The organism is Ramlibacter sp. G4-7 (assembly GCF_057784995.1).
In genome coordinates, this window is the sequence record NZ_JBYNTT010000017.1 from 94,429 (window position 1) to 105,421 (window position 10,993).

General features: G+C 68.6%; 11 protein-coding genes. 3 read left to right on the plus strand and 8 right to left on the minus strand.

Features of this window, described 5'->3' with window-relative positions:
- Positions 1–52: 52 nt before the first annotated feature.
- From AC3EGR_RS20830 to AC3EGR_RS20850, 5 genes are all read right to left on the minus strand, one after another.
- Complete coding sequence (locus AC3EGR_RS20830; RefSeq protein ID WP_488548437.1) at positions 53–1,009, minus strand: glycosyltransferase family 2 protein; 957 nt, start codon at positions 1,007–1,009, stop codon at positions 53–55.
- A 10-nt stretch (positions 1,010–1,019) separates the two neighbouring features.
- Positions 1,020–1,829 (minus strand): LuxR C-terminal-related transcriptional regulator, encoded by an 810-nt coding sequence (locus AC3EGR_RS20835; RefSeq protein ID WP_488548438.1) that lies wholly within the window; start codon positions 1,827–1,829, stop codon positions 1,020–1,022.
- 186 nt (positions 1,830–2,015) lie between these two features.
- Positions 2,016–3,122 (minus strand): helix-turn-helix transcriptional regulator, encoded by a 1,107-nt coding sequence (locus tag AC3EGR_RS20840; RefSeq protein WP_488548439.1) that lies wholly within the window; start codon positions 3,120–3,122, stop codon positions 2,016–2,018.
- A gap of 103 nt (positions 3,123–3,225) precedes the next feature.
- Entirely contained in the window at positions 3,226–4,041 is an 816-nt protein-coding gene (locus AC3EGR_RS20845; RefSeq protein WP_488548440.1) for a WecB/TagA/CpsF family glycosyltransferase, read from the minus strand.
- 10 nt (positions 4,042–4,051) lie between these two features.
- A complete protein-coding gene (locus AC3EGR_RS20850; protein ID WP_488548441.1) occupies positions 4,052–4,537 on the minus strand; it encodes a Crp/Fnr family transcriptional regulator in 486 nt (161 codons plus the stop codon).
- A gap of 371 nt (positions 4,538–4,908) precedes the next feature.
- Here AC3EGR_RS20850 and AC3EGR_RS20855 point away from each other — a divergent pair, with 371 nt between their 5' ends.
- Together AC3EGR_RS20855 and miaB are read left to right on the plus strand one after the other, a co-directional pair.
- Positions 4,909–5,325: a hypothetical protein gene (locus AC3EGR_RS20855; protein WP_488548442.1), complete on the plus strand. Its 417-nt coding sequence runs from the start codon at positions 4,909–4,911 to the stop codon at positions 5,323–5,325.
- A gap of 7 nt (positions 5,326–5,332) precedes the next feature.
- Positions 5,333–6,670, plus strand: coding sequence for a tRNA (N6-isopentenyl adenosine(37)-C2)-methylthiotransferase MiaB (gene miaB / locus AC3EGR_RS20860; protein WP_488548443.1), 1,338 nt, complete (start codon positions 5,333–5,335; stop codon positions 6,668–6,670).
- 6 nt (positions 6,671–6,676) lie between these two features.
- On the opposite strand, the gene AC3EGR_RS20865 is transcribed toward miaB, so the two are convergent.
- A complete protein-coding gene (locus AC3EGR_RS20865; protein ID WP_488548444.1) occupies positions 6,677–7,639 on the minus strand; it encodes a tripartite tricarboxylate transporter substrate binding protein in 963 nt (320 codons plus the stop codon).
- Positions 7,640–7,653: 14 nt separating this feature from the next.
- Positions 7,654–8,844, minus strand: coding sequence for a M20 aminoacylase family protein (locus tag AC3EGR_RS20870; protein WP_488548445.1), 1,191 nt, complete (start codon positions 8,842–8,844; stop codon positions 7,654–7,656).
- Positions 8,845–9,022: 178 nt separating this feature from the next.
- On the opposite strand from AC3EGR_RS20870, the gene AC3EGR_RS20875 reads away from it, so the two are divergent.
- Positions 9,023–9,814, plus strand: a complete 792-nt coding sequence (locus AC3EGR_RS20875; RefSeq protein ID WP_488548446.1) for a porin family protein — start codon at positions 9,023–9,025, stop codon at positions 9,812–9,814.
- Positions 9,815–9,874: 60 nt separating this feature from the next.
- Here AC3EGR_RS20875 and AC3EGR_RS20880 read toward each other — a convergent pair whose 3' ends face one another.
- Positions 9,875–10,621: a L,D-transpeptidase gene (locus tag AC3EGR_RS20880; RefSeq protein ID WP_488548447.1), complete on the minus strand. Its 747-nt coding sequence runs from the start codon at positions 10,619–10,621 to the stop codon at positions 9,875–9,877.
- Positions 10,622–10,993: the final 372 nt, after the last annotated feature.

A 10,993-nucleotide genomic window follows, 5' to 3' on the forward strand; every position in this document is an offset into this window, starting at 1 on the left:
GCTCGCGCCGCGCATGCGCATGCATGCACGAATGCGGTGAACGCAGGAGCCTTTAACTTCCCGGGCGCAGGTAGTTGTGGGTGACGAAATCCCACCAGAGCAGCGGTGGGTCCGTGCACTCGCGCCGGCGCAGCAACTGCCACGCACGGCCGACCGGGTAACCGAGGATCCAGGCCGCGTTTGCCAGGTGCAGGTACGCGGCCGAAAAGTTCTTGCGGAAATAGCGTGCGCGCGAGGCGAACCAGTAGCGCGGCCTGCGCTTGGGCGATCGCGCCCGCACGCCCGAGGCCGCGCCTTCCAGGTGCACGACGTCCAGGACAGGGCAGTACCAGACCTCGAAGCCGGCGGCCTGCGCGGCGAGGCAGTAGTCCGTTTCCTCGAAGTACATGAAATAGCCGTCGTCCAGCAGCCCGATGCGTGCGAGCACCTCGGCGCGGATGAACATGCTGGCGCCACTCACCCAGTCCACGCGCGTGGCCTGCGCGGGCGGGGGAAGCGCCACCACGTGCTTGCGCAGGAGCGCGGTCATGAACCCCATGGACAGGGCCGAATCGAGCTCCGACAGCCACGTGTGCCGGCGGAAGGAACTGCACTGCGCGCGGCCTTCGGCGTCGAGGATCCTGTTGCCCACGATGCCAGCGCGCGGGTTCTTTGCCAGGAAAGCGAGCAGCGGCCGCAGGTCGTCGCCGCGCACGCAGGTGTCCGGGTTGAGGAGCCACACGAGGTCTGGCGCCGCGCGACCGGTTTGGCCCATGCACTTGCGCAAGGCGATGTTGTTGCCGTGCGCGAAGCCGCCGTTGACGGCGGAGGCGACCAGCTGCACGGGCCAGGGCCCCGACTCCGCGCGCACGAAGGCGCGCAATTGCGCGAACGAGCCGTCGCCGGAACAGTTGTCGACGACCGTGATGTCCAGCGTCGCACCGCCCGCCGGCAGCGCCCAGAGCGAGCGCAGGCAGTCCTGCACGAGCTGCGCTGTCCGGTAGTTGACGATGACGACGGCGATGCGCACGGCAGGTGTCCTAGCGAAGTCCGTCCCTGCGCTCGAGGCAGCCCACGGCCTGCGCGCGGTTCATCACGTCCAGCTTCTTGTAGATGCGGCGCATGTGGTTCTTCACGGTGAAGGTGCTGAGGTCGAGGATGCTGCCGATCTCGGAGTTGGTCTTGCCCATGCGCACCCACTTCATGACCTCGAGTTCGCGCGCGCTCAGGTCGGCGACGGCTTCCTGGGGCGCGACGAAGGTCTTCACGACGGGCGTCCTGCGCAGCTCGAAGGCCGACACCGTGTTGCCGGACTCCTCCGGATCGACCGTGAAGGTCAGCTGGCGGAACCCGGCGTCGATGAAGGGCAGGAGCACGCGCGAAGCGTCCCGCGAGCCGGGGGTGCACAAGGACTCGGGCCCGAAGAAGGCGTACAGGCAGTCGTAGGCGCCGCGGTGGTCGGTCAGGCCGTGCGCGAGCACATGGCGCGCCTCGCTGGGCCAGCCCGTGCCGCCCGCGCACGGCACCAGGTCCTCCGCGGCCAGGCAGATGGGCGCGTGATCGGCAGCGACCCAGCGCCGGAAGATGGTGGCGATCTGGCCCGCCATCTCGCGATCGAGGTCCGCATCGAGCAAGGGGTGGATGGAGATCACCTCGTGGCTGACGCTCGCGGCGCTCAGGTCGCCCCAGGCCATGACGAGGAAGGCGTGCGGAATGAAGGGCTGCACTTCGAACCTGAGCCACTGCCGCAGCGCCGCCTTGCTGCGCAATTCGGTGGAGCGCTGGGCCAGGGACAGCAGGGAACCTGCGTTCTGGAAGGTGCTCGCGGTGGGGTTGGTGTTGAACTGCATTCCCGGTGAATCCTTGCGCAAGCCGCACGTGTTGGTGCTTGCATCGGTGTGTGTCGGATTGTTAGCTTGCCAACTGTTTCCGGCAATAATGTGTTTGCATGAAGGGAAAGCCCATGGGCCGGGCGGCGTACCCCGAACGAGGAATAGGCACGCGCGGTGCCTACAGCAAATGCAGCATGACGCGGGTCAGGACTGCGAGTCGAAGGTGCTCGGGTCGAACGAACTGGCGCCGAAAGCGGCGATCAGCTCCTTCTGGCTGCGGTGGCCCGTCTTGCCCAGGATGGCCATGATCTGGCTGCGCACCGTATTGACGGAGGCCCCGCGCGACTTGGCGATCACCTTCGCGGTGTAGCCCTGCAGCAGGCCCGAGAGCACGTCGATTTCCGCCGGCGTGAGCTTGTTCACCGAGGAGAAGGACTCCGACAGCGCCTTCTGCTGCGGGGCCTGTTCCTCGAACAAGGCGACGATCAGCGGACGCGCCGTGATGCCGTGCTCGAGCGCCAGGCAGCGGATCGGCAGCAGGTGCACGCGCCACTGCCGCCCCCGCGCCGCGCCGGCGATGATCGTGCGCCGCACCGCGGTCTCCCAGGTTTCGAAGAGGGCCGACTGCCAGGAGGTCTGCAGGTACTCGTCCTCGAAGCGCACCCGCCCCGACACCAGCTGCATGGACAACAGCGGCAGCACGCGCTGGAAGCCCTCGTTCGTCTCCAGGCAGCGGCCGACCGAATCGGTCACGACGCAAGGCATGGGGAAGTTCTTCAGGAGCTGGCCGACCGCGGGCAAGGGCAGCAGCGAGCCGTCCATGCCGCGCGTGAGGACGAAGGCGCGATGCAGGTAGGGCAGCAGCGCCTGCAGGCAGGACTTGATGCCCTCGAGGTTGCGGCCTGCCTCGAGGGGCCGCGGCACGACCAGCACGGAGGTCGTTTCCGCGCCGGCGGCGAGTACGGCGGCCAGCCCTTGTCCCCAGTCGGCGCCGTCCGCGCCGCCCAGCAAGGGCTCGAAGAACACGGGCGAGCCCCGCATCGCGAGCAGGACGCCGGAAGGCAGGGCGCTGACATGTTCGGCAGGGGCGAACAAGGCACCGGACAGCCGCGCGTGCTGCCCCGCGACGGATGCCGCCCCGTCGCCTGCGGCGCGGACCTCGCCGCCCCGGGCGCCCACCACGAGCAGGTAGGAGCCGCGTACGCCGAGGTGGCCATCGAGCAGCGCGAGGAAGCGCTGCAGGTGGCCGGGCACGAAAGCCGACGCATAGGCGGCCTCCACCACCTGGATCATTTCTTCCGGGGCTGGCACGACGTTCCGTTCCGCGGACTAGGCCGCTTGCTTAAGCATGTTTGCAGTTATTACATGAAACACCTTACACGTGACGAAATGTTTTGGGCACCATCCGATTGGGCTAGGTTAAACGTTCTAGTTCGGAGTGATCGCTAACACTTGCGTGTGCAAAAACGGGACGCGCGTAGCGGGCGCGCAAGGCGGCAGCTGCCAGCCGGAACGCAAACGGGATGTCGTGGACGAGATAACGCCGCGCCAGCCGGCGCGGCTCCTGGAACATGCGGTGCATCCACTCCAGGCCGCTGCGCTGCATCCACAGCGGCGCGCGGCCGATCTCGCCGGCGACGAAGCTGAAGCTGACGCCGACGCCCAGCCACCAGGTGGACGGATGCGCGAGGCGCAGCCGCTCGACCAGCTTTTCCTGCTTGGGAAACCCCAGGCCCACGAACACGATGTCGGGCTTCGCCTCACGGATCGTCTCCGCGATGGCGTCGAGCTGCTCCGCGCTGCGCTCGAAGCCGAAGGGCGGACAGGACGTGCCGGCGATCCGCAGGCCCGGAAAGCGCTCGGCGAGCACTTCCGCGGCCCGCTGCGCGGTGCCCTCGTTGCCACCCAGGAAGAACACGGAAAGCCCCTCGCGCGCGGCCAGGTCGCTGACCAGGGGAACGAGGTTGGAGCCGGCCACGCGCGCCGGCAGCGGCGTCTGTTGCAGGCGGCTGGCCCAGATCAGCGGCATGCCGTCGGCGACGATGAGGTCGGCGCTGCGGACCATGTCCGCGAGCTGCCGGTCGCGCGCGCATTGGCGCAGGATGTCCAGGTTCGGCGTGACGACCCAGCCGCCGATGCCGGCGGCGGCCTGCCGCACGATGTGCGTGGCCGCCTCCGCTTCCCGGACGGCCGCGAAGGGGAACCCTTCCAGTTGCACGGTAGCAAACATGATTGACTCCTCAGGTGACCAGGAGGCGCCCGGTGCCGCTCAACATGCGGCCTACGAGGACGGCGCCGAGATAGCGGCACAGGTGCGAAGCGGCGGCGGGGGAGCGGCGCGAGAGGGTCTCGTAGCCCTCGGACGTGAGCTCCCACACGGGAGAGGCTTCCAGCGTCTCCACCGATGCCCCGCGCAGGGACGGAGAGAAGAACGTCGCCTCGCCGACGACGGCGCCCGGGCCGAGCACCGCCAGCTGCAGGCGTGCGCCTCCTTCCGAGCGATACACGCGCACGAGCCCCGACTCGAGGAAGTACACGCTGCGGTTTTCCGCCCCTTCGCGAATCAGGCATTCCTGGCTGCTCGTCGTGCGGCGGACCAGCACTTCGGACAAGGCGCCCCAGGTGACTTCATCCAGCTGCTGGCGCGACTCGGGGCCCTTGTTCTTGCGCACCGCGGCCATCAGTGCTGCGATGGCGGGCCGCTCGGTGTTCTCCACGGCCGCCATCAGCGCGCTCCGCGGGTTGCGCGCCCTTGGCGCGGCCGGCGGCCTGCCGGTGTCTGTCTCTTGTGCATGAAGCCGTCGTTCTGTCGTTTCTTGTGCACGCATTGGACTTTTCAGCACGGCCACCAACATCACGCAGATGAGTGAGCGTCGCTGGTTCCAAAGTGCCATTGCCTGCGCGGGCGCGCGGCTGCCGGCGCGAAGTCGGCGCGAAGTCGGTGCGGGTGCGGGCGCGAAGTCCGCGCCGGGTGGCGGCGACCCTGCGACGGTTACACTGGGAGGGTCACTCGCAGCGAGACAACACTTTCGTTGACACCCAAGGCACTGTCCCGCACAGTGCCTTTGTCTTTCTGCACAGCCTCTGGATCAACACCATGAACCGCTGGATTCCCTCCGCGACCCTCGTTGCCCTCGCCTTCGCCGCGGGCACCGTCAGTGCGCAGATCACCACCGAACGCGGCGCGCCCCTGGGCGTGAAGCCCGCGATCATCGCGGTGAGCGCCACGCCTCCCATCATCCAGGTCGACGGCAAGGCCGACCGCCTCTCGCCGGGCGCGCGCATCCGCGACCGCAACAACCTGCTGGTGCTCACCGGCGCGCTGGCCGGCAAGAGCGTCTACTCCGTCTACAAGCGTGACGCCGCCGGCCTCGTGCACGAGGTGTGGCTGCTGAACGAGGAGGAGTTCAAGAAGCTGGGTGGCACGAGCGACGGCGATCCGGAGGGCATCAAGCGCTTCAACGAGCTGCTGGACCTGATCTGGGCGAACCGCTGGCTGCTGCTCGGAAAGTGAGCGCGCCATGAAGAAGGTTTTCATCAAGACGTTCGGCTGCCAGATGAACGAGTACGACTCGGACAAGATGGCGGACGTCATGAGGGCGGCCGAAGGCTACGAGCCCACGCAGGACCCCGAGCAGGCGGACCTGATCCTGTTCAACACCTGCTCCGTGCGCGAGAAGGCGCAGGAGAAGGTCTTCTCCGACCTCGGGCGCGTCAAGCACCTGAAGCAGAAGGGCGTGCTGATCGGCGTCGGCGGTTGCGTGGCCAGCCAGGAAGGCGCCGCCATCATCGAGCGCGCGCCTTACGTGGACGTGGTGTTCGGGCCGCAGACGCTGCACCGCCTGCCCGCCCTGCTGGCCGAGCGCGAGCGCCAGCAGCGCCCGCAGGTGGACATCAGCTTCCCCGAGATCGAGAAGTTCGACCACCTGCCGCCGGCGCGGGTCGAGGGCGCCTCGGCGTTCGTCTCCATCATGGAAGGCTGCTCCAAGTACTGCAGCTACTGCGTGGTGCCCTACACCCGCGGCGAGGAGGTCTCGCGCCCGTTCGAGGACGTGCTCACCGAAATCGCCGGCCTCGCCGACCAGGGCGTCAAGGAAGTGACGCTGCTCGGGCAGAACGTCAACGCGTACCGGGGCAGGATGGGGGACACGGCGGAGATCGCCGACTTCGCGCTGCTGATCGAGTATGTCGCGGAGATCCCCGGCATCGAGCGCATCCGCTACACCACCAGCCATCCGAACGAATTCACGCAGCGGCTGGTGGATGTCTACGCCAAGGTGCCGCAGCTGGTGAGCCACCTGCACCTGCCCGTGCAACATGGCAGCGACCGCATCCTGATGGCGATGAAGCGCGGCTACACGGCCATGGAATACAAGCACACGATCCGCAAGCTGCGGGCGGTGCGGCCGCAGATCTCCTTGTCGTCGGACTTCATCGTGGGCTTCCCCGGCGAGACCGAGCAGGACTTCGCCAAGCTGATGAAGCTCGTGGAGGACGTGGGCTACGACGCGAGCTTCTCCTTCATCTTCAGCCCGCGCCCCGGCACGCCGGCCGCGGCGCTGCACGACGACACGCCGCACGCGGTGAAGCTGCAGCGCCTGCAGCACCTGCAGGCCGTGCTGGAGGACAACCAGCGGCGCATCAGTGAAAGCCGCGTCGGCACGGTGCAGCGCATCCTGGTGGAAGGTCCTTCCCGCAAGGACCCCAACGAGCTGATGGGCCGCACCGAGTGCAACCGCATCGTCAACTTCCCCGGCCCGCAACGCCTGGTCGGCCAGATGGCGGACGTGACGATCACGCAGGCACTACCGCATTCGATGCGGGGTGAAGTCGTCATGGCGGAGACCGTCGCCGCCTGAAGGCGGTTATTCGATCCGGGCGCCCGACGCCTTGACCAGCACGCCGGCCTGCACGTAGTCGGCTTGCAGCAGTTTCTGGAATTCGTCGACGGTCATGGTGCCGGGTTCGACGCCGACGTTGGCCAGGCGCTCCTGCACCGCAGGCATCGCCAGCACCTTCTGCATCGCGGCGTTGATGCGCTCGACTTCGGCCTTGGGCGTGCCGGCGGGAGCGAGCACGCCGATCCAGGAGTCGAACTTGTAGTTCGGCACGCCGGCTTCCGCGACGGTGGGCAGCTCCGGCATGAACTTGGAACGATGCGCGCCCGTGTACGCGAGGATCTTGAAGCGCGGGTCGTTCTTGTAGCCCATCACGCCGATCAGCGAGGAGGTGACACCCTGCACGCGGCCGGCCAGCACTTCGTTCACGGCATCGCCGGTGGACTTCATGGGCACGTGCTGCATCTCGAGGCCCGCCCTGGCCAGGAAGTAGGCCATGCCCAGGTGCGTCGCGCTGCCGTTGCCGGCCGACGCGTAATTGAGCTTGCCCGGCTGCGACTTCACCAGCTTCACGTAGTCGGCCAGCGTGTTCACGCCCAGGTTGCCGGGCGCGCCGATCACGTAGCCCGTGGTGCCGACGTAGCTGACACCCACGAAGTCCTTGATCGGGTCGTAGCCCAGCTTGCTGTAAAGATGGCCGGCCAGCGTGTGGCTGGCCGCGGCCACGACCAGCGTGGTCCCGTCGGCGGGCGCCTTGGCCACGGCCATCGTGCCCACCGTGCCGCCGGCACCGGCCTTGTTCTCCACGATCACCGAGGCCCCGAGCGCCTGCCCGAGTTCCGCGTTGAAGGTGCGCGCGATCGTGTCCTGCACCGCACCCGGGCCGAAAGGCACCACGAGGTGGATGACGCGCTGCGCGAACGCCGGTGAGGCCGCGGCGGCGGCGAGGACCAGCGCGACGGCGGCGCTGCGGAAGGCACGGAACTGCATGGACGCTCCTCTGTTCAGGGTTGGGCCAGCCACTTCTGCGCCAGCCGCACGAAGTAGCTGGCACCGACCGGGATGATCTCGTCGTTGAAGTCGAACGAGGTGTTGTGGATGATGCAAGGACCGGGCCCGTGCTCCGGCAGCCGGTGGCCGCCGTCGCCGTTGCCGATGAAGGCATAGCAGCCCGGTCGCACGCGCAGCATGTGCGCGAAATCCTCGGCCGCCATCACGGCGGGATAGGCATCGTCGACGCGTTCGGCGCCCACGATCTCGCGCATGACATCGGCCGCGAAGGCGGCTTCCGTCGCGTGGTTCACCACCGGCGGCGAGGCGCGGCGGAAGGACAGCTCCGCCCGGCAGCCGTGGGCCGCGGCGATGCCCTCGGCCAAGCGGCGGATGCCCGCCTCGATCTTGTCCGTGGCTTCGACGGAGAAGGTGCGCACCGTGCCGCCGACCCACGCCTCGTCGGGGATCACGTTGGGCGCGCCCGAACCCTGGATCTGCGTGACGGCCAACAGCGCGCGCTCGGTGGAAGGAATGACCTTGGCGACCAGCGTCTGCAACTGCTGGCCCAGGTCGATCACGGCGGCGACCGGGTCCAGGCCCGTGTGCGGCTGCGATGCGTGCGTGCCGCGCCCGTGCAGCGTCACGCGCCAGGTATTGCTCGACGCCATCAGCGGCCCCGGGTTCAGCGCGAAGCTGCCGGTCGCCACCGCGAAGTTGTGCAGCGCGAACACCGCCTCGCAAGGGAAGCGCTCGAAGAGGCCTTCCTGCACCATCTTCAGGGCGCCGGCCTTGCCCATCTCCTCGGCGGGCTGGAAGATGAAGTTGACCGTGCCGTCGAAATCGCGCGTGCTGGCCAGGTGCCAGGCCGCTGCCAGCAGCATGGTCGTGTGGCCATCGTGGCCGCAGGCGTGCATGCGGCCGTCGTGCCGCGAGCGGTGCTCGAAGTGGTTTTCTTCCTGCAGTGGCAGCGCGTCGAGGTCGGCCCGCAGGCCGATCGTGCGCTTGCCACTGCCATTGCGCAGCACGCCCACCACGCCGGTGCCCGCGATGCCGGCGTGCACCTCCACGCCCCATTCGCGCAGCCGGTCGGCGACGATCTGGGCGGTGCGATGCTCCTCGAAGCCGAGTTCGGGATGCATGTGGATGTCGCGCCGCAGGGCGACGAAGCGCGAGATGTCGGCGAAGCTGTCGACCAGTTTCATGGGCTTTCCGGTGGAGGCGGCAGTATAAGCAGGCGCCTCGCGCGGCGCCCGCACGCCCCTGGCTCAACAAAAACCGGTTGCAATTGCGTGCGTTGTATTTGTGCGCATGCAGCTGCTGTCAGCCCACGGATTTGCGCGTCCTCCCCATACTTCGCCGCTCAAACAAGGGAGAACGCAGTTGACTTCACGTCCGTATTCATCCATCGCGCGCCTGGGCGCCATCGGTATCGCCGTGCTTGGCGCCACGCTGGGCACGCAAGCTCTGGCGCAGACCGCGCCGGGCTGGTACATCGGCGGCAACGTCGGCCGCGCGTCCACCGACTTTGATGCTCCGGCCCCGCTCGTGGCGCCCGGCATCGGCTTCAGTGAAGACGAGCACGACACCGCATGGAAGCTGTTCGGCGGCTACCAGTTCCACCGCAACTTCGCGGTCGAAGGCGGCTACTACGACCTGGGCAGCTACGACTTCGGCTTCGCAGCCCCGGGCGGCGCGGGCAGCGCGCGCTACCAGGGCTTCAACCTGGACCTCGTGGGCACCCTGCCCCTGTCCGACCGCTTCTCCGTCATCGGCCGGGTCGGTGCCGCGTACACGCGCGCCCGCACGTCCTTCGGCGGTCGGGAAGACACCGAGCGCAGCTGGGGCCCGAAGGTCGGCCTGGGCCTGGAATACGCCTTCACGCCGCAGCTCGCCGTGCGCGGCGAGTGGGAGCGGTATCGCGTGCGCGACGCCTTCCGTGGCCGTGGCGACGTCGACGTCGCGTCGATCGGCGTGGTCTACCGCTTCGGTGCACCGGCAGTCACGCGCGCGGTCGCTCCGGCGCCGACCTACGTGCCCGCGCCGGCACCGGCTCCGGCACCGCGCGTGGTGACGCCCGCTCCCGCGCCCGCGCCGCAAGTCGCGCCGCCCCCGCCGCCGGCTCCCGCGCCCGTTCCGGCGCCGGCACCGGCCACGCGTCCTTACCGCAACTGAGCGCGGCGCGCAGAACAGAAAACCCGCCTCGGCGGGTTTTCTTTCTTGGGCACACCGCACTCAGTGCGGGCTGGGTGCGCTGCGCGCGGCCGCGTGCTGCAGCGGCTGGCCGACCTCGTACGACCCGAACAATTCCTGCGGGTTGCGCGACTCCGGCAGGATGTACACGATGCCGGGGGAGCCGCTGAAGGCCGGGCGCACCACCGCCTCGAAGAACGCGACCGGCACGTTGATGCAGCCGTAGGTGATGCGGCGCTCTTGCGGCAGCTTGCTTTGCAGCCGCTGCAGCCGCCGTTCGGCCGGCACGCCGGTCACGACCCGATGCAAGGCCAGCGCCGTGGCGTAGTCCACCCACAGGATGTCCTCGCCCTTGGGGCCCACGCCCATCTGCGCGGTGAAGCGGCCGGCCGGCGTGGTGCGCTCCTCGGGCCGGATGCTGGAGATCGCGCGGCTGCCGATGTCCGGCACCGACTCGTCGCCACGCGCGGCGCCAACGAGCGCCGGAGTGGAGCCGCGCAGGCGCCCGTCGGCATCGAACACGAACACGCGGCTGTCCTGCTTGTCGACGATCACGAAGGGCTGGCCGCCGCTGTCGCCGGAATCCAGCGCCCAGTCGGCGATGTGGCGCACGTCCACGGACGCCTGCTCGCCGCGCAGGTCCGCGACCTTGGCGGTGCGCAAGGGCAGCTGGCCGGCCGTGGCCGGCGCCTGGAGCGACAAGGTGACCGCCGCACAGACGGCGATCGCCGCAAGGGCACGGCCGAACGCGAAACCCGAATTGCGCGTTCGCGAACGCGTGTACAGCATGCAAACCTCCCGGTCCTGATCGCTCAGGATTGTTCGGAAAGGCCATGCCGCCGTGTGGCTCGTCAAGCCGCGCTGCAAGTAGGCAGCGCGCGCGATCCAGGGGGGATTGAGACCTACAGGTGGGCGCGCGTGCTACGGCGCTGGCAATGCGCAGCGCTCTGCCCCCTCTCCCCTCCGGGGGAGAGGGATGGGGTGAGGGGGGTTCGTGAGACAGGCACCGCCAAAGATGCCCTTTCCAGCCAGCGGCTAGATGTGAAGTGTCAACAGGTTCTTTCGAGGAATCGGGAGCCGAGACACGGGTGACACCAGGTTGATGCCGTGGTGGGGGCGGTGCCAGTTGTAGAAGTGAGTCCAGGCCGGCAAGGCCTGGCG